Source organism: Sphingopyxis sp. PET50, from assembly GCF_025244705.1.
Lineage (GTDB): Bacteria > Pseudomonadota > Alphaproteobacteria > Sphingomonadales > Sphingomonadaceae > Sphingopyxis.
The window spans coordinates 1,898,508-1,916,970 of record NZ_CP104207.1 but is presented as its reverse complement, the minus strand read 5'-3'; the positions used below and the strand labels follow the sequence as shown (position 1 = coordinate 1,916,970).

Genomic DNA, 18,463 nt, shown 5'->3' with positions numbered 1-18,463 from the left:
CGGAGGCATCGCGGGCAGAGCGGCTTGCGCTCGCGGCGGGGTCTTGCGATGCTCTAGCCAATGGAAGCGGGACTGAACGCATGGATGCCGGTAGCCGCGACGCCGTGACCCCGCCGGAGGCTCCGTTCGTCCTGCTGGCAGGGTCGGGATTGCTGTCGGCATCATCCGACGCGCCGGAAACCGCGCTGCGCCATATGGGGCTTCGGCCCGAAGCCGTGGCGTCGACCGGCGCCGAAGCCGCGATGTTCCGCCTGTGCTTCGGTAATCTGCGGGTCCTTGCCGGTCGTGCCGGGCCGCTGAGGAAAGGAATCGCCGACCCGGACGACCGGGCGACAAGCTTGCTCGGCGTCTCCCTGCCCAGCGATTGGCGCGGCAACTGCTGGTTTTTTACTCCCGAGGTCGATCCGGGAGCGGAGCGGCCGTCCTTCGACCAATTCTACCGGATGCTGGTGCTGTTGATCGACCTCTTCGGGGCGCGGCAACTCTTCTGGTCTCCCGCGCGGCTTTGGACCGATGCCGGCCAGTTCCGCAGCGCTATCGCCGAGATGCAGACGAGCGGCATGCCACCGGTGCTGCATCTGGTGGCCTTTCGCCGCCGCGATGGGGCGGCGGGCGAGACGGTCGCGACGCGCGGGCTCGCCACCCTTTGCGGGCAGGAACTGGAGGCTCCGGTGCCGCCCGGATGGGACATGGCGGCGATGGTCAAGCGGCTCGCGCGGCTCGCGCTCGACATGATGCTCAACGGACCGGTCGAGCGGGCGCAGCGGACGCCGGGACTGGCCAGCGGCGAATGGGTCGGGTTGACGCCGCGCGCGCGACCGGACGGAGGGCCGGCGACGGTGCTGGTCGAATTCAGCCACGACCGCTGATGCGGCGGGACAAACCGGCCGTCCCGCGCTGCCGCTGGCTGGGCGCTGCTCCGGCGGAGGCGGGGTATCAGCGGCACCACCTGATCCCCATCGCCTTGCTGAAGCGGCCGCAGATGGCGGCGATGTTCGATCGTCTTGGCGACGAAGGCTTTGCGCTGCATCGCTTCGATCTCAACGGGCTGGTGCTGCCCGGCAACGAACGGCTGGCCTGGCTGTCGGGGCACGCGCTGCATCGCGGGCCGCACCAGGCGTATAGCGATGTCATCGCGGCGCGGGTCGAGCAGATCCGCGCGCATCACGCGCTACAGGCGTCGCGCGATCCGCGCGGAGCGCACCGGGTCGCGGCGATGCGCCTGCGGTTGCTGCAGACCACCCTGCGCCGCGCGCTGACCGACCGGCACGGCCTGACCTTCCGGCTCAACCGGCGCGATCCGATGCGCCTGTTCGCGGACCGGCCCTATCTGGACGGGGCGATCGAGCGGCTGTTTGGAGAGCCCGCGCCAGGTTTCGGGCGGGAGGGGACGGTGTAATAGATCAGGCCCTCCCCTTCAGGGGAGGGCAGCGAGACTTACGAACTTGTTCGTTAGTCGCAGCGGGTGGGGGCCATCGGCCTCGCGCAAGGCCGATGGCCCCCACCCCAACCCCTCCCCTGAAGGGGAGGGGCTTTATGTCCACTCCCCACCCCAAAAGCGGCTGCTCGCGGATACGGGTCACCTCGACCGGGCGAAAGGAAGAGCTAACCGGCTAGGCGGCACTTCCCACAGGATCAGCTTGGTCGCATGCACATCCTCGCGCGCCTTGGCGGTGTCGAGCCGGGTGAGCTTCACGCTGCCCTTGAGCGCCCCCATTTCGAGCATGGCGTCGATCACCACGACCCCGCCCGCGCCGATGTCGACCGCGATCTCGCCGGCATTCGCCAGTTTCGCCTTGGCGGTCGCGGCGCGGATATGGTGCGTGCCGGGCTCGACATCGGCCATCAGCATCTGGCCCGACTTGATCTGCCCGGTCGCCGCGCCGTCGAGCGTCACATTGACCCCCTGCAGCGCGCCCACGAACCCGCGGCGCGTGACATAGATGCGCGCCTTGCCCGCGGGCGCCTGCATCCGCCGCGCTTCGGCGAGGGCCGCCGGATCGGCCTTCGCGCCGCTCTTGTTGCTCGACAGCGCCCAGATGCAGAAAACGATGACGCCAATCAGGAAAATCGGAGCGAGGATGAGCATCGTGCCTTCGCCCACCACGCTGCCGAGCGAAGGGCCCAGCATCGCTCCGATGATCGCGGCGACGAAAATGACCGTCAGCCACATCGCATTCTTGCTCATCTCATCCTCCCTGTTTCGGGCCCTCAGGCCGGTGCAAAATCTCCCGTCGCGTCGTCCATCACATGCAGCACCCCGTCGCTGATCGCGAAGAAGGCGCCGCGCAGTTTCAGGGTTCCGCGCCGTTCCTTCTCCTGAATACAGGGGAAAGTGCGCAGATTCGCTATGCTCACGCGCACAGCCGCCATCTCCATCGCGCGGCTCAGCCTCGCGATTGTCGATATCGGCATGGTCCGCCCGTATCTGTCGGCTCGCATCGTCGAGCATCGCGATCCAGTCGGCGATAAAGCCGCCGCGTCCCGGCTCGGCACCCTCCATCGTCCGGTGCAAGGCGGCATGGCAACCGCCGCACAGGCCGTGGCCCATCACGACGATTTCCTCGACCCTCAGGAACTGCACCGCGAACTCCAGCGCTGCCGAGACGCCGTGGCGGCCCGGCGTCGTCTCGAACGGCGGCACCAGCGCCGCGACGTTGCGCACGACGAAGATTTCGCCCGGATTGGTGTCGAAGATCTGCGACGGTTCGGACCGGCTGTCGGAGCAGGCGATCACCATCACTTTCGGCGATTGCCCCTCGGCCAGTTGCTCCCAGCGCTCGCGCTGTTCCGCCCAGCCGCCGTTACGGAAACGCCGGTAGCCCTCGATCATGTCTGCAAAGCGAGTCATGGCGGCGCCTTAGCACAAGATGCATGGTTGAGAAGAACGGCGCGCGCGCCTATGTGGGCCGCATGACCGCTCCTCTGCCTCAGCCTTCGCAGCGCGCCCGCAAACCCGACTGGATCCGCGTCAAGGCGCCGACCAGCCCCGGCTATGCCGAGACGCGCAAGCTGATGCGCGAACTCAACCTGCACACCGTATGCGAGGAAGCGGCGTGCCCGAACATCGGCGAATGCTGGACGAAAAAGCATGCGACGGTGATGATCCTCGGCGACACCTGCACCCGCGCCTGCGCCTTCTGCAACGTCAAGACCGGCATGCCGCGCGCGGTCGATCCGTTCGAGCCCGAACATACCGCGATCGCCGCGGCGAAGATGGGGCTGAGCCACATCGTCATCACCTCGGTCGACCGCGACGACCTGCCCGACGGCGGCGCAAGCCAGTTCGTCAAGGTGATCGAGGCGCTGCGCCGCGAAACGCCGCAGACGACGATCGAGATCCTGACCCCCGATTTCCGCAACAAGCCCGAAAGCGCGGTCGCGGCGATCGTCGATGCGCGGCCCGACGTCTACAACCATAATCTCGAAACCGTGCCGCGGCTCTATCCGACGATCCGCCCCGGCGCGCGCTATTATGCGTCGCTGCGCCTGCTCGAAAGCGTCAAGCGCCGCGATCCGTCGATCTTCACCAAGTCGGGCATCATGATGGGCCTCGGCGAAGAGCGGATGGAGGTCCATCAGGTGATGGACGACATGCGCAGCGCCGACATCGATTTCATGACGATGGGCCAATATCTTCAGCCGACCCCGAAGCACGCCAGGGTCGTCGATTTCGTGACGCCACAGGCGTTCGACGCCTATGCGCAGATCGCGCGCGCCAAGGGTTTCCTGCAGGTCGCGGCCTCGCCGCTGACCCGGTCGTCCTACCACGCCGGCGACGATTTCGAGCGTATGCGCGCGGCGCGCGAGGCGCAGCTCGCCCGCGCAAAGGCGGACTGATTGCCGAGGCATCAGGAAAGCCGGGTCGTACCGTACAGCGCCGAGCAGATGTTCGCGCTGGTCGCGGACATCGCGCATTATCCCGAGTTTCTGCCCTGGGTCGTCGCGCTCCGCGTCCGCAGCGACAGCGAGCATGAGGCGGTCGCCGACATGATCGTCGGCTTCAAGGGGCTGCGCGAAAGCTTCTCCTGCCGCGTCCACAGGGACCGGCCGCACAGCGTGTCGGTCAGCTATATCGACGGTCCGATGCGCCACCTGACCAACGAATGGCATTTCGTACCGACGGAAGAGGGCGGCTGCCGCGTCGATTTCATGGTCGATTTTTCCTTTCGCAGCCGCATGTTCGAGGCGCTGGCGGGCCAGATGTTCGACAAGGCGCTCAGGAAAATGATCGCGGCGTTCGAGGCGCGGGCGGATGAATTATACGGGGTGGCGGCGTAAGGCTTCGCTCGCTCGACAACCGGTGCGAAGCCGCGGCGGCGGGCATGCGGACCGCGCCCCGCATGGCGCACCGCCTTACAGCCTGACTTTAGCCTCCAGCTCGCGCCGCGCCGCGAGATATTGCTCCTCAAGCTCGGCGACGAATTCGGCGACCGGGCGGACGCTGCGTACCGGGCTGATGCCCTGGCCCGATCCCCAGATGTCCTTCCACGCCTTGACCTTGGTGTTGCCGCCCGAGCCGAAGTTCATCGTCTTCAAATCGCCTTCGGGCAGATTGTCGGGGTCCATGCCCGCCGCGACGATCGAGCCGCGCAGATAATTGCCATGCACGCCGGTGAACAGGTTCGAATAGACGATGTCGGCGGCGCGGCCCTCGACGATGCCGTTCTTGTAGCCCGGATCGGCGTTTGCTTCCGCCGTCGCGATGAAGGCGCTGCCCATATAGGCGAGGTCGGCGCCGCAGGCCTGCGCGGCGAGGATCGAGCGGCCGTGGCCGATCGCCCCCGACAGCGCGACCGGACCGTCGAACCATTCGCGGATTTCCTGCACCAGCGCGAAGGGCGACTGCACCCCGGCATGGCCGCCCGCGCCCGCGGCGACGGGGATCAGCCCGTCGGCGCCCTTTTCGATCGCCTTGCGCGCGAAACGGTCGTCGATCACGTCGTGGAGGGTGATGCCGCCCCAGCCATGCACCGCCTGGTTGAGCTCCTCGCGGGCGCCGAGCGAGGTGATGGTGATCGGCACCTTCCACTTGGCACAGGTCGCGATGTCGGCCTCGAGCCGGTCGTTCGACTTATGGACGATCTGGTTGACGGCGTAGGGCGCCGACGGCCGGTCGGGGTTGGCGCGGTCCCATGCGGCCAGTTCCTCGGTGATCCGGTGCAGCCATTCGTCGAGCAGCGATTGCGGCCGCGCGTTGAGCGCCGGAAAGCTGCCGACGACGCCGACCTTGCACTGCGCGATGACGAGTTCGGGGCCCGAGACGATGAACAGGGGCGAGCCGATGACGGGCAGGCGCAGACGGTCGAAGATCGGGGGAAGGGCCATGGAATCACACTCTCCGGTTGCTGTTTGCAACTTACCTTAACGTAAAGGGAAGGTGTGACAAGAGGGATGGCGCGTGGGCCGGTCAGGCGGCGATGGCGGTGCCCCTTGCGACGCGGACATCCTGCACCGGGGGGCGGCCGAACATACGGCGATATTCGCGGGTGAACTGCGGCACGCTTTCGTAGCCGACCGCGAAGGCGGCGCTGCTCGCGCTGGCGCCTTCGGCCAGCATCAGGCGGCGCGCTTCGATCAGCCGCAGGTGCTTCTGGAACTGCAGCGGCGAGAGCGAGGTCACCGCCTTGAAATGCTGGTGGAAGGAGGAGAGCGACATGCCCGCGGCGGCGGCGAGCCGTTCGACGGGGAGCGGCTGCGCATAGTCCGTGCGCAGGATCGTCACCGCGCGGGCGATGCGCGGGACATGGCCGTCGGGCCAGCCGAGCCGCAGCGGATCGCGGTGCCGTGGCGCCCGGCGAGCAGCCAGTAATGAAGTTCGCGAACGAGTTGGTCCTTGAGCAAGGGTAGCGAGGCCGGGCGATCGAGCAGGCGGATCAGGCGTGCGGCGGCATCGGCGACCTCGGCATCGGTGGTGTCGGTGCGGACGGGGGCATCGTCGGCGGCCTGCACCGCCTTCATCCCGGCGGCGAGTTCGGCGATCACCGCGGGATCGAGTTCGAGCACGAAGCTGTAATAGGGCGCCGCCGGGCTGGCGCGGATGATCTGGCTGACCGTCGGCACGTCGGCGGTGATCAGCAGCGATTCCCCGGCGCCGAAGGCGAAGCCCTGCGTCCCCATCGTCACATGCTTTGCGCCCTGCACCACCAGTGCGACGAGCGGGCGCGAAATCGCGAAAGCGAGGTCGCTGGGGGCGAGCGCGCGGATCGTCGTCAGGCCGGGGATCGGGGTCGAGGCGATGCCGTAGAGATCGGCATGGGCGTCGGTGTAGCGGCGGACGGCGTGCAGCAGATCGGTCATGCGGGGCATTTACCCGATTCGGCGGGTCATCGCACGCGTTTTGGAGAAATAGGCAAGTTTTGGCGAGGGAGTGGCAACACGGGCGGGCGGCGGTCGGGCACACAGGATGGGCAATCCAGCCAAGGAGTGAAGACCATGACCAAGATCAGCCTTATCACCGGTGCCAGCCGCGGTCTCGGCCGCAATATGGCGCTCAGCATCGCCCGCCGCGGCGGCGACGTCGTCATCACCTATCTCGGCAATGCGGAGGCCGCCAAGGCCGTCGTTGCCGAAATCGAGGCGATGGGCCGCAAGGCCGCTGCGATCCAGCTCGACACGGGCGATGTCGCCGCCTTCGCGCCCTTCGCGGAGAATCTGGCAAAGTTGCTGCGCGAGCAGTGGGGCCGCGACAGCTTCGACCACCTCGTCAACAATGCCGGGCATGGCGACTATGCGCTGATCGGCGAAACGAGCGAGGCGCAGTTCGACCGGCTGGTCGATGTGCATTTCAAGGGTGTCTATTTCCTGACCCAGACGCTGCGGCCGATGATCGCCGACGGCGGACGGATCGTGAACCTGTCGTCGGGGCTGACCCGCGTCGCCTACCCCGGTTACGCCGCCTATGCCGCAGTCAAGGGCGCGATCGAGGTCGTCACCCGTTATCTGGCGAAGGAATTGGGCGGCCGCGGCATCGCGGTGAACACGGTGGCGCCGGGCGCGATCGAGACCGATTTCGGCGGCGGTGCGGTGCGCGACAATGAAGACCTCAACCGGCAGTTCGCCGCCATGACCGCGCTGGGCCGCGTCGGTCTGCCCGACGATATCGGGCCGATGGTCGCGAGCCTGTTGTCGGAGGACAACCGCTGGGTCACGGCGCAGCGGATCGAGGTGTCGGGCGGCCAGGGCATCTGACGCACGCCTGTCGAACGAGAGGCCGAGCGGAGCGATCCGCCGGCCTTTTCGCGTCAGCGCGACCCGATCCCTGGCGCCGGCGCGTCCTTCCAGTCCACGCGGTAGAGGTCGAAACGGCGGTCGCGCAGATTCTGCACCGCGCCGCTCTGGCGGCTGGTGAGCAGGTCGGCGAGGCTGAGGTCGGCGATGGCGATCGTCTCGGTGTTCGGGGCGGTGTCGGCGGCGACGCCGTCGCGGGCGAAGGCGAAGTCCGACGGGGTCAGGATCGCGCTTTCGGCGTAATGGACGTCCATATTCTCGACATTCGGGAGGTTGCCGACGACCCCCGAGGTGATGACATAGCATTGATTCTCGACCGCGCGCGCGTGGCAGCAATAGCGGACGCGGAGGTAGCCGCGGCGCTCGTCGGTGCAGAAGGGGACGAAGAGCATCATCGCGCCCTGGTTGACGAGGTGGCGCGCGAGTTCGGGAAATTCGCTGTCGTAGCAGATCATCACCCCGATCGGCCCGCAGTCGGTGTTGATCGCGTCGGCGCCATGGCCGCCCTTGATGTTCCACCAGCGGCGCTCGGACGGGGTGGGGTGCAGCTTCTGCTGCGTGTGGACCGACCCGTCGCGCAGGAAGACATAGGCGATGTTGCGGATGTCGCCATTGACCATGCGCGTCGGGTGCGAGCCGCCGATGATGTTGATGTTGTAGCCGACCGCGAGCTTTTCCATGAAGGCGACATAGCGGTCGGTGTAGTCGGCGATCTTCTCGATCGCTTCCTGCGGTTCGAGCTTCTTCTTTTCGATCGACAGCAATTCCAGCGTGTAGAGTTCGGGAAAGACGACGAAATCGGCGTGATAGTCGGCGGCGACGTCGACGAAATATTCGACCTGTTCCTCGAACTGCTCGATCTTCGATATGCCGCGCATCTGGAACTGCACCGTCGCGACGCGCACCGATTGCGGCAGCCGGTCGGGCACCGCGCCCCGCGCCCTGGGGCTGGCGGCATCCTGCGGTTCGAGCGGGTTTTCCCAATACATCAGCACCGCATGGCCGCCGCTGTCGAGGTCGCGGCGGTCATAGTGGTGGAGCACGGCGCGCGGCTCGAATCCTTGCGCGATCTGGAAATTGATGACGGGGTCGCGCAATTGTTTCTCGACGACGGCGTCGAGATAATCCTGCGGGTCGGGATATTTGCGGCGGCGGCGGGCGTAACCCGGCATGCGGCCGCCGAAGGCGATGCCCTTCAGCTCGTAGGACTGGCACAGTTCTTGGCGCTTGCGATAGAAGCGCTGGCCGATGCGCAGGCGGCGGTAGTCGGGGTCGACGCACACTTCCATGCCGTAGAGGATGTCGCCGTCGGGGTCGTGGCTGGTGCCGAAGCCGCCGCCGCTGATCGCCGACCAGCGGTGATCGGTGAACACCGCCTCCTGCGGCACGATCAGCGTCGCGCAGAGGCCGACGATCGCCCCCTCATATTCGGCGACGAACTGGCCTTCGGGGAAATTGTTGATCTGGCCGCGGATCTGCGCCGCCGAATAGCCTTCGCCGCGGCCATAGACCTTGGCCGTCAGGCGCGCGATCGCGGCGGCATCGCGGGGGACGGAGTTGCGGATGACGAGCTTGGCTTTGGTGGAGTCCATGGGGCCTGCATAGGGGGAGAGGAGACCGGCTGTCCATTGCGACTACTGGCGAAGCGCGGCCGGGGTTCCCATGTGGGCCGCGAAGGAGAGTCGCCGTGCCCGAACGCAAGATGCTCATTCCCGATAGCCGCCACCCGATCACCATCGCCCCGCACCCGGCGCGCGTCGAGGTGCGGATCGGCGACGCGGTGGTGGCCGACACCAAAGCGGCGCTGGCATTGCGCGAGGCGAGCTATCCGGTCGTGCTCTATATCCCGCGCGCCGATGTCGACATGGCGCAGCTGCGGCCCGGCAGTCATGCAAGCTATTGCCCTTACAAGGGCGAGGCGGGTTATTTCGACCTGCCCGCGCTCGGCGCGACCGGGGCGAATGCCGTGTGGACGTACAAGCGCCCCTATGACGCGGTCGCGGCCATCGCGGGCCATGTCGCTTTTTACCCGGACCGGGTGACGATGATCGAGCACCCGGCCGGATAAGGGGCTTAGGCTGTATCGACATTCAGCCCTGGCGGCCTGCAAATGGCGGCTTTCCGTGCTTCCGGTGCTCACGCACATGGAGTGCGCTGCGCTCCGGGTCACGGAAAACCACCATTTTCGGCTCGCCATCTTCTGAATGTCGATGCAGCCTAGTCGGCCCCGGCGACCTCGATCCGGTTCCGCCCATTCTGCTTGGCGCGATAAAGCGCATCGTCGGCGGCCTTCAGCGCCGCCCTTGCGTCGCCATGGCCGAAGATGTCGGCGACCCCGCCCGAGAAGGTGATCTGGCCGAAGGGCTCGTCGGTCTTGCGGTTGATCAGGCGGCGCGCGGCGAGATGCTCGCGCGCCTGGTCAAGCCGTTCGGCGGCGGCGGCGGGGGTGCGGCCGCGGAACAGCATGACGAATTCCTCGCCGCCGTGTCGCGCGACATGGCATTGGTCGTCGCTGATCTGCGACAGCGTGTCGGCGATCGCCTTCAGCACGCGGTCGCCGGCCTCATGGCCGTGCGCGTCGTTGATCGCCTTGAAATTGTCGATGTCGCAAAAGGCGACGCTGAGCGGTTCCATCGCCATCTGCGCGTCGCGATACTGGCGTTCGAGCAATTCCTCGAAGGCGCGGCGGTTGGGCAGGCCGGTGAGATAGTCGACCTCGGCATCGCGCTTGGCGCGTTCGAGGCTGCGGCGGAGCGATTTGGCTTCCTCCTCGCTCCGGCGCATCTCGTCCTCGGCCTTGCGCGTGCGTTCGAGCATCGTCTTGGCGAGGTCGGCGAGGTTCGAGACGATCTGGCCCGTCTTCTGCAATTGTTCGAGGTCGGTGACATGCTGTTCGAGTTCGCTGCCATAATCGGCGGCGTGCTTGTGCGCGGTCTTGCTCTGCGCCTGAAAGGCGTCGAGATTGGTTTCGAGCCGCGTCATCAGCCGTTCGAGCTCGGCCTGCGCCGAGCTGTCGGCGGCTTCCTCGGTCAGCTCGTCGAGCCATTTCTGGGTGACGCCGCCATTGCCGGTCCGCGCGGTGATCTGGCGCGCGAGGCGCGGATTGCTGCCCGAAAAGGCGCTGTGTGCGAAGATCAGATTCGCGGGCGTCACGTCCAGGTCGTTGTCGATCAGGAAGGCGCCGATCGCGTCGACCAGATCGCGCCGCGCGAGACGCGCGAGATCGCGTATCCCCCCGGGCCCGGCCGCCGGTGGGGATTCGCCGTTCCGGGGGGAGCGAAGCCCGAGCCAACCGAGGAGCCGCCCTACCGGCTCGCCTGATGAAGGTGCTATAGTGGTCATGCGACGTTTAACGGCGGCGCGCGAAGAGGATTAAGCGCGGTTTACCATGGCGACCGCCGACATATCTCAAATGACGGACAAGGGACGGATTTTCTGGACATGAAGCTGGCGGACCCTGGCGCGGTTTTGCGACATGCGGAAAGAAATTCGCGGCCCTGTCGATTTGAGCCGGGCTCGTTCGTCGTATAGACGGGAGGCCATGCCGGTCCCCGCGACGAGGAGAAGAAACATGCGTGTGATGGTGTTCGTGAAGGCGACCGAGGACAGCGAGAAGGGTCTGCCGCCGACCGAAGAGATGACCGCGATGTTCGAGGCGATGGGCAAGTTCAACGAGGAACTGGTGAATGCCGGCGTGATGGTCGACGGCGACGGGCTGAAACCGTCGTCGGCGGGCAAGCGCATCGCGTTCGACGGGCCGAACCGCGCGGTGATCGACGGGCCGTTCGCCGAGACGCGCGAACTGGTCGCGGGCTACTGGATCTGGGAGGTCAAGGATATGGACGAGGCGGTCGCCTGGGCGAAGCGCTGCCCGAACCCGATGCCGGGGCCGAGCGAGCTCGAAATCCGTCCCTTCTACGAGATGGAGGATTTCGGCGAGGCGGTGACCCCCGAGATCGCCGAACGCGACCAGCGGCTGCGCGACCAACTCGCGGGCGAATAAGCGCCTCCCGCCGCCGCCATGCTTGCCTCCCCCGGCGCTTTCGCCGAGAAGGCCGGCATGGCGGAAGCGGCGGCAAGCGAGACCAACCGCGCGATCGAGGCGGTGTTCCGGATCGAGCGGGCGCGGCTGATCGCGTCGCTGGCGCGGATGACGCGCGACGTCGACCGCGCCGAGGAACTGGCGCAGGAGGCGCTGCTGGTCGCGCTCGCCGAATGGCCGCGGTCGGGCGTGCCCGTCAATCCGGGCGCCTGGCTGACCGCGGCGGCGAAACGGCGGGCGGTCGACGGCTTTCGCCGCGCGGCGATGCGGGAGCGCAAACATGCCGAAATCGCCCGCGACCTGGACGGCGAAAGCGACATGAGCGTCGAGGCGATCGAAGCGGCGATCGACGACGAGCTGGGCGACGAACTGCTCGGGCTGATCTTCGCCGCCTGTCATCCGGTGATCGCGCCGGAAGCGCGCGCGGCGCTGACGCTGCGGCTCGTCGGCGGGCTGACGGTCGAGGAGATCGCCCGCGCCTTTCTGTCGAACGACGCGGCGATCGCGGCGCGGATCACGCGGGCCAAGAAGGCGATCGCCAGGGCCGGGGTGGGGTTCGAGGTGCCGCGCGGCACCGAACTGGCGGCGCGGCGGGCGTCGGTGCTCGAGGTGATCTACCTGATCTTCAACGAAGGCTATGCCGCGACCGCCGGGGAGTCGCTGACCAGGCCGCCGCTCTGTGCCGAGGCGCAGCGGCTGGGGCGCATATTGGCGGGGCTGATGCCGGCGGAGCCCGAGGTGCTGGGGCTGCTGGCGCTGATGGAGATTCAGGCGTCGCGGCTGGCGGCGCGCGCCGGACCCGGCGGGCGCTTCGTGCCGTTGCCCGAACAGGACCGGGCGCGCTGGGACCAGTTGCTGATCCGGCGCGGGCTGGATGCGCTGGCGAAGGCCGAGGCGCTCGGCGGCGCCGACGGACCCTATGTGCTGCAGGCGGCGCTCGCGGCGTGCCATGCCCGGGCACGGCGCGCCGAAGACACCGATTGGGCGAAGATCGCAGGGCTTTACGACCGGCTGCGCACCATAATGCCGTCGCCGGTGGTCGAACTGAACCGCGCGGTCGCGCACAGCATGGCGTTCGGCCCCGAGGCGGGCCTGCGGCTGGTCGACGAAATCGCCGACGCGGCGTTGCTGCGCAACTATGCGCCGCTCCCCGCGGCGCGCGGCGACTTCCTGTTCCGCGCCGGGCGGCTGGACGAGGCGAGGTCGGCGTTCGAGAATGCGGCGGCGCTGGCCGGCAACGAGGGCGAACGCGCGTTCCTGCTGGACCGCGCGGCGGCGTGCGGCGGCGGGAGCGGCCGATGACGGTCGCGGTCGAACGGATCGGGCAGGAGGCGCAGCCGCTTTGCGTGCTCGACGATTTCGCACCCGACCCCGACGCGCTGCGCGCCTTTGCCGCCGCGGCCGAATTCGGGCCGGGATTGCATTATTATCCGGGGGTGCGGGCGGCTTTGCCCGAGCGCTATCTGGCGGAGCAATTGCCCGTCATCGCTGCCGCGGGCGCGGCGCTCGGGCGGCGCGGCGCTATCGAAGTGATCGACGCCAGCTTTTCGATCGTGTCGACTCCGGCCGAGGCGCTGCAGGTCGCGCAGCGCCTGCCGCATGTCGATGCCTTCACCCCCGACCGGATCGCGCTGGTCCATTATCTGTCGCCGGAGGGCGGCGACGGGACCGCCTTTTTCCGCCACCGGGCGACGGGGTTCGAGACGGTGGGCGAGGATCGGCGCGCCCTCTATTTCGGCCAGCTCGACCGCGAGCTGCGCTATGGCGGGCCGCTGCGGCGCCGGGCTATGTCGCGGGCGATACGCCGCTGTTCGCCTGCACCCATATTGCCGAAGCGCGCTACAACCGCGCGCTTCTTTATCCGAGTGCGCTGCTGCACAGCGGGGCGATCGGCGCCGATGCGCCGTTGTCGCCCGACCCGCGCGTCGGGCGGCTGACCGTCACGGCCTTCCTGTCGATCGGCGAATAGCCGCGCGGTCACGGGGTAGAATCGTCTTGACCAATTCATAACCCTATGGTTATGGGAATAACCCCTAGCCGGAGAGTCATCGATTCCCATGCCCGACGCCCAGGACATGCTGTTCAGGACCCTGGCCGACCCGACGCGGCGCTCCTTGTTCGAGCGGCTGTGCCGCGAGGGCGAGCAGACGGTGGTCGCGCTGACCGCCGGTGCCGGGGTGTCGCAGCCCGCGGTGTCGAAGCATCTGGGGGTGCTGAAGGCGGCGGGGCTGGTGGCCGACCGGCCCGAGGGGCGGCTGACCCATTATCGCGCGCGGCGCGGCGCGCTGGCGCCGCTCGTCGACTGGACGAGCCGGATGGCGGGATTCTGGGAGAGCCGGTTCGACGAACTGGAGGATCTGCTGGCGAGGATGGATCAATGAGCGAAGGCGACAGGCAGAGCGTGGTCGTCGAGCGCGAGATCGCGCACCCGCCCGCCAAATTGTGGCGCGCGCTGACCCAGCCGCATCTGATTGCCGAATGGCTGATGGCGAACGATTTCGTTCCCGACGTCGGCCACCGCTTCCAGTTGCGCGGCGACTGGGGCGGGGTACTCGATTGCGAGGTGCTCGAAGTCGAGCCGGGCGAGACCTTGTCGTACAGCTGGAACCACAGACATGCCGATCCGGCGTTCGACCTGGAGAGCGTGGTGACCTTCACGCTGACGCCGACCGCCGCGGGCACCTTGCTGCGCATGGAGCAGGCCGGGTTCCGGCCGGGGCAGAAACAGGCGCTGGGCGGCGCGAAATATGGCTGGCAGCAGTTTTTCGGCAAGCTCGAGCAATTGCTCGGGCGCCTCGATGAAGGGAGGTCGTGATGACATTCGCACAATGGATGCGGCAGGGACACCGCTGGCTGTCGATCCTGTTCACGCTCGCCGTGATCGCCAATTTCGCCGCGATGGCGATCGGCACGCCGCCGATGTGGCTCGTCTATGCGCCGCTGCCGCCGCTGTTCCTGATGCTGGTGAGCGGCCTCTACCTCTTCGCCTTGCCCTATGCCGCGCGGCGGCGGGCGCGCGGCTGAGCGATGGCGGGCGGGAAAGAGGTGGTGCTGCTGTCGGGCGGCAATCCGCAGATCGCCAAGGGCGACGGCGACGGCCCGGTGCGGGATTATATCGCGGCGATGCCGGGATGGAAAAGCGCGGCGGGTGCGCGGCTCGATGCGCTGATCGTCGCGGCGGTGCCCGGCGTCGAGAAGGCGGTGCGCTGGAACTCGCCCTTTTACGGCGTGCCGGGGCAGGGATGGTTCCTGTCCTTTCATTGCTTCACCCGATACATCGAGGTCGCCTTTTTCCGGGGCGCGCGGCTCGACCCGCCGCCGCCGGTCGGGTCGAAGGACCCCGATGCGCGCTATCTGCATATTTTCGAGGACGAGCCGGTCGACGAGGCGCAGCTGACCGGCTGGATCGCCCAGGCCGCGGCATTGCCGGGGTGGATTTCGCATGGGAAGGACAGGGTATGAGCGCGAGCGGGAAGAGTCCGGGGGAACTGATCGACCAGAGGATCGCCGAGCTCGGCGACTGGCGCGGCGACGTGCTGGCGCAGGCGCGGGCGCTGATCCGGGCGGCGATCCCCGCCGTGGTTGAGGAATGGAAATGGCGCGGCGTGCCGACCTGGTACGCCGAGCGGCAAGATCGTCTGCACCGGCGAGACGTACAGGGACAAGGTCAAGCTGACCTTTGCGAAGGGCGCGGCGCTCGCCGACCCCAGGGGGCTGTTCAACGCCAGCCTCGACGGCAATGCCCGGCGGGCGATCGATTTCGGCCCCGGCGATATGGTCGACGAGGCGGGGCTGACGGCGCTGTTCGCCGAAGCGGCGGCGCTGAACGGCGGAAAGGCATAGCGCCCTTCAAAGCGGCTTGCCCATGCGGATCAGCGGCACCGTTGTCCCATTCGGCCCTGACGCTTCGACCCGCGCGAGCATCGCGAGGCCGAGCCGCGCGTCGCTGCGGCGGCGCTTGACGAAGCTCTGCCCTCTTCGCGCATGATGATGGTCGTCTCCTCGTGGCCGAAGATGGCGCGGTCGAGCAGTTCGTCAGCGAGGCGGCCGCGCGCGAGCAGCACCGCCGCCGCCCAGCCGAGCCGGAAGGCCGCGCCCTCCGCCCGCTGGCGAAGCTGATAGGCGGCGGATGGCGACATGCCGACGCGCGAAGCGGCGATCCGCACCGAGCCGGTGCCGGCGACATGTTCGAGGAAGTCGCGCTGGAGCGCGGGGGTCCAGTGATAGCTGGCGGGGGCGGGGATGGCGGCGGGGTCGTCCATGGCATCGGTCATCGAGTCGCTCCTGCGGTTGTCTGAAACGAACAGAATGAACCATATGGGTGTTTTTAGGAAAGGGGCGAATCTTCTGGGGTCCATTTTGGCGCAATTTGATGGGGAATGCAGTTCTCATGGTTGCCAGTGCCATTGTAGTGGGCTAACTTAGAACATAGGCGGAACGAAGCAGCGATTGAATATGGATCGAGATTCACCAATTCAGCACTTTTTGGACTATGATCTCACTGAAGTGACGTCTGCTCTCTCAGTTCCTAGCGACTGTCGGCTCGTAGTGGGGGATGCCCGGAAAGTTCTAAAGGATTTTCCTGATGATCATTTTCAATGCGTAGTAACATCACCTCCTTACTGGGGATTGCGGGATTACGGGATTGATGGGCAGATTGGCGCCGAGAATGACGTAAACATATATATTGAAGACTTAGTGGCATTGTTTGGTGAGGTTCGGCGTACTTTGCGGTCAGATGGAACCCTATGGCTCAACATTGGGGATAGTTACACGTCTGGTGGCCGAACTTGGCGTGATACTGACTCAAAGAACAAAGGGCGCGGCATGGACTATCGTGCCCCCACGCCAGAGGGTTTGAAACCGAAGGATCTCATAGGGGTTCCTTGGAAACTCGCGTTCGCACTGCAGGCTGACGGATGGTATCTGCGTACAGATATCGTGTGGAACAAGCCAAACTGCCAGCCGGAAAGCGTGAAAGATCGACCTACCCGCAGCCACGAGTATGTATTTTTGTTTTCGAAATCAGAGAAATATTATTACGATTGGGAGTCGGTAAAAGAGCTAAGCCGCTAATTCTAAATTAGGAAAGAAGAATAGGCGCACGGTTTGGAATATAAACACGGAGCCATACCCGGGATCGCATTTCGCAGTGTACCCGAGAGAGCTTGCTCGGCTTTGCATTAGAGCTGGTTCAAAACCGAGAGATCTTGTTTTGGACCCGTTTTTTGGTTCGGGCACAACCGGAGTCGTTTGCCACGAACTCGGTCGAGATTGCGTTGGCATCGAGTTGAAGGATGAATATGCCGAACTCGCGCGCGAACGATTAAGAAAGCTCCGCTGATTCAAATTTCCATCGCGCGTGAATGATGCAAAGCGATTTATCTAAGTTTTTGATTTGGAGTTTTCTTTCTGTACCGCCGTCAAAATAGAGAGCATATTTCAGGTTCCGTCCGGCATCTCGGACATAGCCATATCCCGGCTTGGGGGTCTGTCGGCTAGTTTCTCGAACCTCCAATTCCGCGTTTACAGCTTCGAGCATCAACGCTTTCGGTATTTCGACGAATTCATATTCATAGTGCTCGGGGCCTGCCTTTAGAGCGTGATCGTCTTAGATTGAATCGATTTGGGATTCACGCGGTACTGATTTTCTGATTCAACCTGTTGGCTGGTTAGGAGGCCAGCAGAGATGAGCCGAGCCTATTCGATTGATCTTCGGGAACGCGTGGTTGCAGCGATGGCATCGGGGTCGTCGGCGCGAACTGCGGCATCGCGCTTTGGTGTGAGTGTTGCGAGCGCGGTGCGCTGGTCGCAGCGACAACGCCGGACGGGCGGGGTGGCACCGGGCAAGCTGGGCGGGTACAGGAAGCCGGTGCTGCTGCCCGAGCGCGAGTGGCTGCTGGCGCGTGTCGCGGCCGAGCCGGACCTGACCCTGCGGGGTCTGCTGGGCGAACTGGCGGATCGCGGGGTGAAGGCGAGCTACGGCGCGCTGTGGCTGTTCCTCGACCGGGAAGGACTGTCGTTCAAAAAAAGCCTGTTCGCGACCGAACAGGATCGGCCGCAGATCGCCCGGCGACGGGCACAATGGCGCAAGTATCAGGGTCGGCTTGATCCTCGCCGCCTCGTCTTTATCGACGAGACTTGGGCCAAGACCAACATGACCCGCACCCATGGCCGTGCCCGGCGCGGTGAGCGGCTTCACGCCACCGCGCCCTTCGGCAAGTGGCGCACGCTGACCTTCCTCGCCGCGCTGCGCTACGACCGGATCGAAGCACCTTGCGTGCTCGACGGGCCGATCAATGGCCAACTCTTCACTGCCTATGTCGAGCAGTTCCTTGTACCCACTCTCGCACCGGGCGACATCGTCATCATGGACAACCTCGGTAGCCACAAAGGCCAGGCCGTGCGCAACGCGATCAGGGCCGCGGGTGCCAAGCTCCTGTTCCTGCCTCCCTACAGTCCAGACCTTAACCCGATCGAACAGGTCTTCGCCAAACTCAAAACACTCCTGCGAAAGGCGCAGGAGCGATCCGTCGAGGCAACATGGAAACGCATCGGCTCGCTGCTCGATGCCTTCCTTCCGGACGAGTGCGCAAACTACCTCAGAAATAGCGGATATGCTTCAATCTAAGACGATCACGCTCTAGCCGCCTCAAGGTGAAGATGCGGTCATAGCCCTTGAGGTGCTGCAGAAAGATATCCAAGAGAAGATCGAGTCGCCATTCTCCACGGCCCAGTTCCATCCACTTGCTGACGTGGATTGCATCCCGGCGAATGTCATTTGCGGCTTCGGTTTTGAGGCTGACGCGCGTTGACCCAATAGTGATGTCATGCCCTCTGTTTGTTCGGCTGGCAGCCAGTGCAGCAGGGATGCCGCATAATTTAAGAGCGCGCTCCAGCGCAAATTCGAAGCGATCCTTGCTTAGGGCTTGTCGGCTGAAGGCATGGTGAATTCGAAGCGCGTCACCGAGGCGCTCTAGCACATCATTCGAGACCAAGTCTGAGTTTTGATTGCGCTCATAGAGGTGAGGCAACTGGAATTGATCAATAACTCCTTTGACCCATTCCAGCTGCGATTGGGAAAGGTTCAACAACTTGGCCGCTAAGTTTGCCCTGCGTTGCGATTCGTTCTCTGACATTCGTTCGAGCTATCACGGGCCATACAGTGGGGCAATTGGAGTGCTTGTTGTC

The 18,463-nt window shown here is 65.7% G+C and carries 23 protein-coding genes and 4 pseudogenes; 17 read left to right on the top strand and 10 right to left on the bottom strand.

Annotation, left to right across the window (positions count from 1 at the left end):
- The first annotated feature begins 80 nt into the window (after positions 1 to 80).
- Both N0A20_RS10115 and N0A20_RS10110 read left to right on the top strand, forming a co-directional pair.
- Entirely contained in the window at positions 81 to 869 is a 789-nt protein-coding gene (locus N0A20_RS10115; RefSeq protein ID WP_260580307.1) for a hypothetical protein, read from the top strand.
- On the top strand, positions 869 to 1,399 hold the full coding sequence (locus N0A20_RS10110; protein WP_260580306.1) for an AHH domain-containing protein: 531 nt from the start codon (positions 869 to 871) through the stop codon (positions 1,397 to 1,399). The genes N0A20_RS10115 and N0A20_RS10110 overlap by 1 nt, the downstream gene beginning before the upstream one ends.
- Positions 1,400 to 1,579: 180 nt before the next feature.
- Here N0A20_RS10110 and N0A20_RS10105 read toward each other — a convergent pair whose 3' ends face one another.
- Positions 1,580 to 2,188 carry a DUF2846 domain-containing protein gene (locus N0A20_RS10105; protein ID WP_260580305.1) on the bottom strand — a complete coding sequence of 203 codons (609 nt, stop codon included), beginning with the start codon at positions 2,186 to 2,188 and terminating at the stop codon, positions 1,580 to 1,582.
- 23 nt (positions 2,189 to 2,211) lie between these two features.
- Positions 2,212 to 2,851: pseudogene (locus N0A20_RS10100) on the bottom strand (carbonic anhydrase).
- 62 nt (positions 2,852 to 2,913) lie between these two features.
- On the opposite strand from N0A20_RS10100, the gene lipA reads away from it, so the two are divergent.
- Entirely contained in the window at positions 2,914 to 3,840 is a 927-nt protein-coding gene (gene lipA, locus N0A20_RS10095; protein ID WP_409574675.1) for a lipoyl synthase, read from the top strand.
- Positions 3,841 to 4,281, top strand: coding sequence for a type II toxin-antitoxin system RatA family toxin (locus N0A20_RS10090; RefSeq protein WP_260580303.1), 441 nt, complete (start codon positions 3,841 to 3,843; stop codon positions 4,279 to 4,281). It abuts the gene before it with no gap.
- 75 nt (positions 4,282 to 4,356) lie between these two features.
- On the opposite strand, the gene N0A20_RS10085 is transcribed toward N0A20_RS10090, so the two are convergent.
- From N0A20_RS10085 to N0A20_RS10075, 3 genes are all read right to left on the bottom strand, one after another.
- Complete coding sequence (locus tag N0A20_RS10085; protein WP_260580302.1) at positions 4,357 to 5,328, bottom strand: NAD(P)H-dependent flavin oxidoreductase; 972 nt, start codon at positions 5,326 to 5,328, stop codon at positions 4,357 to 4,359.
- Between the two features lie 82 nt (positions 5,329 to 5,410).
- Entirely contained in the window at positions 5,411 to 5,725 is a 315-nt protein-coding gene (locus tag N0A20_RS10080) for a helix-turn-helix domain-containing protein (protein WP_260580301.1), read from the bottom strand.
- Positions 5,722 to 6,300: an AraC family transcriptional regulator gene (locus N0A20_RS10075; protein ID WP_260580300.1), complete on the bottom strand. Its 579-nt coding sequence runs from the start codon at positions 6,298 to 6,300 to the stop codon at positions 5,722 to 5,724. Before N0A20_RS10075 ends, N0A20_RS10080 begins: the two co-directional genes overlap by 4 nt.
- 135 nt (positions 6,301 to 6,435) lie before the next feature.
- Here N0A20_RS10075 and N0A20_RS10070 point away from each other — a divergent pair, with 135 nt between their 5' ends.
- Positions 6,436 to 7,191 (top strand): SDR family oxidoreductase, encoded by a 756-nt coding sequence (locus N0A20_RS10070; RefSeq protein ID WP_260580298.1) that lies wholly within the window; start codon positions 6,436 to 6,438, stop codon positions 7,189 to 7,191.
- A gap of 53 nt (positions 7,192 to 7,244) precedes the next feature.
- Here the strand turns inward: N0A20_RS10070 and N0A20_RS10065 are convergent, their stop codons facing one another.
- A complete protein-coding gene (locus tag N0A20_RS10065) occupies positions 7,245 to 8,822 on the bottom strand; it encodes a carbon-nitrogen hydrolase family protein (protein ID WP_260580297.1) in 1,578 nt (525 codons plus the stop codon).
- 95 nt (positions 8,823 to 8,917) lie between these two features.
- Between N0A20_RS10065 and N0A20_RS10060 the strand changes: the two genes are divergently transcribed.
- Positions 8,918 to 9,298: a DUF427 domain-containing protein gene (locus tag N0A20_RS10060; protein WP_260580296.1), complete on the top strand. Its 381-nt coding sequence runs from the start codon at positions 8,918 to 8,920 to the stop codon at positions 9,296 to 9,298.
- Between the two features lie 149 nt (positions 9,299 to 9,447).
- Here the strand turns inward: N0A20_RS10060 and N0A20_RS10055 are convergent, their stop codons facing one another.
- A complete protein-coding gene (locus N0A20_RS10055; protein ID WP_260580294.1) occupies positions 9,448 to 10,383 on the bottom strand; it encodes a GGDEF domain-containing protein in 936 nt (311 codons plus the stop codon).
- Positions 10,384 to 10,801: 418 nt separating this feature from the next.
- Between N0A20_RS10055 and N0A20_RS10050 the strand changes: the two are divergent.
- From N0A20_RS10050 to N0A20_RS10010, 9 genes and pseudogenes are all read left to right on the top strand, one after another.
- Positions 10,802 to 11,161, top strand: a pseudogene (locus N0A20_RS10050) (YciI family protein); the annotation flags it as partial.
- A 129-nt stretch (positions 11,162 to 11,290) separates the two neighbouring features.
- Entirely contained in the window at positions 11,291 to 12,574 is a 1,284-nt protein-coding gene (locus N0A20_RS10045) for an RNA polymerase sigma factor (RefSeq protein ID WP_260580292.1), read from the top strand.
- A pseudogene (locus N0A20_RS10040) lies at positions 12,571 to 12,981 on the top strand (DUF6445 family protein); the annotation flags it as partial. The gene N0A20_RS10045 and the pseudogene N0A20_RS10040, both read left to right, overlap by 4 nt.
- 98 nt (positions 12,982 to 13,079) lie before the next feature.
- Positions 13,080 to 13,241 carry a DUF6445 family protein gene (locus N0A20_RS10035; protein WP_260583889.1) on the top strand — a complete coding sequence of 54 codons (162 nt, stop codon included), beginning with the start codon at positions 13,080 to 13,082 and terminating at the stop codon, positions 13,239 to 13,241.
- A gap of 88 nt (positions 13,242 to 13,329) precedes the next feature.
- The gene (locus N0A20_RS10030; RefSeq protein WP_260580291.1) at positions 13,330 to 13,653 is read left to right on the top strand and encodes a helix-turn-helix transcriptional regulator; all 324 of its coding nucleotides are present in this window, start codon (positions 13,330 to 13,332) and stop codon (positions 13,651 to 13,653) included.
- Positions 13,650 to 14,087 (top strand): SRPBCC family protein, encoded by a 438-nt coding sequence (locus N0A20_RS10025; RefSeq protein WP_260580289.1) that lies wholly within the window; start codon positions 13,650 to 13,652, stop codon positions 14,085 to 14,087. Before N0A20_RS10030 ends, N0A20_RS10025 begins: the two co-directional genes overlap by 4 nt.
- The gene (locus tag N0A20_RS10020) at positions 14,087 to 14,296 is read left to right on the top strand and encodes an alkaline shock response membrane anchor protein AmaP (RefSeq protein ID WP_260580288.1); all 210 of its coding nucleotides are present in this window, start codon (positions 14,087 to 14,089) and stop codon (positions 14,294 to 14,296) included. Before N0A20_RS10025 ends, N0A20_RS10020 begins: the two co-directional genes overlap by 1 nt.
- Before the next feature lie 3 nt (positions 14,297 to 14,299).
- Positions 14,300 to 14,734 (top strand): DUF1801 domain-containing protein, encoded by a 435-nt coding sequence (locus N0A20_RS10015; protein ID WP_260580287.1) that lies wholly within the window; start codon positions 14,300 to 14,302, stop codon positions 14,732 to 14,734.
- Positions 14,735 to 14,854: 120 nt separating this feature from the next.
- Positions 14,855 to 15,115 carry a DUF1801 domain-containing protein gene (locus N0A20_RS10010; protein ID WP_260580285.1) on the top strand — a complete coding sequence of 87 codons (261 nt, stop codon included), beginning with the start codon at positions 14,855 to 14,857 and terminating at the stop codon, positions 15,113 to 15,115.
- Between the two features lie 29 nt (positions 15,116 to 15,144).
- Here N0A20_RS10010 and N0A20_RS10005 read toward each other — a convergent pair whose 3' ends face one another.
- Complete coding sequence (locus tag N0A20_RS10005) at positions 15,145 to 15,546, bottom strand: hypothetical protein (RefSeq protein WP_260580284.1); 402 nt, start codon at positions 15,544 to 15,546, stop codon at positions 15,145 to 15,147.
- Between the two features lie 232 nt (positions 15,547 to 15,778).
- Between N0A20_RS10005 and N0A20_RS10000 the strand changes: the two are divergent.
- A pseudogene (locus N0A20_RS10000) lies at positions 15,779 to 16,616 on the top strand (DNA-methyltransferase).
- Here N0A20_RS10000 and N0A20_RS20720 read toward each other — a convergent pair.
- Positions 16,599 to 16,814, bottom strand: coding sequence for a hypothetical protein (locus N0A20_RS20720; RefSeq protein ID WP_409574674.1), 216 nt, complete (start codon positions 16,812 to 16,814; stop codon positions 16,599 to 16,601). The pseudogene N0A20_RS10000 and the gene N0A20_RS20720 overlap by 18 nt on opposite strands.
- 147 nt (positions 16,815 to 16,961) lie before the next feature.
- Between N0A20_RS20720 and N0A20_RS09995 the strand changes: the two genes are divergently transcribed.
- Positions 16,962 to 17,903: an IS630 family transposase gene (locus tag N0A20_RS09995; protein WP_260580282.1), complete on the top strand. Its 942-nt coding sequence runs from the start codon at positions 16,962 to 16,964 to the stop codon at positions 17,901 to 17,903.
- Here the strand turns inward: N0A20_RS09995 and N0A20_RS09990 are convergent.
- Complete coding sequence (locus N0A20_RS09990; protein WP_260580281.1) at positions 17,875 to 18,411, bottom strand: hypothetical protein; 537 nt, start codon at positions 18,409 to 18,411, stop codon at positions 17,875 to 17,877. The genes N0A20_RS09995 and N0A20_RS09990 overlap by 29 nt on opposite strands.
- Between the last annotated feature and the right edge of the window lie 52 nt (positions 18,412 to 18,463).

Coding starts and splice junctions, on each gene's coding strand:
- N0A20_RS10075 (WP_260580300.1), bottom strand. CDS start 6,300: ATGACCGATCTGCTGCACGCCGTCCGCCGCTACACCGACGCCCATGCC.
- N0A20_RS10005 (WP_260580284.1), bottom strand. CDS start 15,546: ATGACCGATGCCATGGACGACCCCGCCGCCATCCCCGCCCCCGCCAGC.
- N0A20_RS10070 (WP_260580298.1), top strand. CDS start 6,436: ATGACCAAGATCAGCCTTATCACCGGTGCCAGCCGCGGTCTCGGCCGC.
- N0A20_RS10085 (WP_260580302.1), bottom strand. CDS start 5,328: ATGGCCCTTCCCCCGATCTTCGACCGTCTGCGCCTGCCCGTCATCGGC.
- N0A20_RS10015 (WP_260580287.1), top strand. CDS start 14,300: ATGGCGGGCGGGAAAGAGGTGGTGCTGCTGTCGGGCGGCAATCCGCAG.
- N0A20_RS10020 (WP_260580288.1), top strand. CDS start 14,087: ATGACATTCGCACAATGGATGCGGCAGGGACACCGCTGGCTGTCGATC.
- N0A20_RS20720 (WP_409574674.1), bottom strand. CDS start 16,814: ATGCTCGAAGCTGTAAACGCGGAATTGGAGGTTCGAGAAACTAGCCGA.
- N0A20_RS10110 (WP_260580306.1), top strand. CDS start 869: ATGCGGCGGGACAAACCGGCCGTCCCGCGCTGCCGCTGGCTGGGCGCT.
- N0A20_RS10025 (WP_260580289.1), top strand. CDS start 13,650: ATGAGCGAAGGCGACAGGCAGAGCGTGGTCGTCGAGCGCGAGATCGCG.
- N0A20_RS09990 (WP_260580281.1), bottom strand. CDS start 18,411: ATGTCAGAGAACGAATCGCAACGCAGGGCAAACTTAGCGGCCAAGTTG.
- N0A20_RS10045 (WP_260580292.1), top strand. CDS start 11,291: ATGGCGGAAGCGGCGGCAAGCGAGACCAACCGCGCGATCGAGGCGGTG.
- N0A20_RS10115 (WP_260580307.1), top strand. CDS start 81: ATGGATGCCGGTAGCCGCGACGCCGTGACCCCGCCGGAGGCTCCGTTC.
- N0A20_RS10030 (WP_260580291.1), top strand. CDS start 13,330: ATGCCCGACGCCCAGGACATGCTGTTCAGGACCCTGGCCGACCCGACG.
- N0A20_RS09995 (WP_260580282.1), top strand. CDS start 16,962: ATGAGCCGAGCCTATTCGATTGATCTTCGGGAACGCGTGGTTGCAGCG.
- N0A20_RS10065 (WP_260580297.1), bottom strand. CDS start 8,822: ATGGACTCCACCAAAGCCAAGCTCGTCATCCGCAACTCCGTCCCCCGC.
- N0A20_RS10105 (WP_260580305.1), bottom strand. CDS start 2,188: ATGAGCAAGAATGCGATGTGGCTGACGGTCATTTTCGTCGCCGCGATC.
- lipA (WP_409574675.1), top strand. CDS start 2,914: ATGACCGCTCCTCTGCCTCAGCCTTCGCAGCGCGCCCGCAAACCCGAC.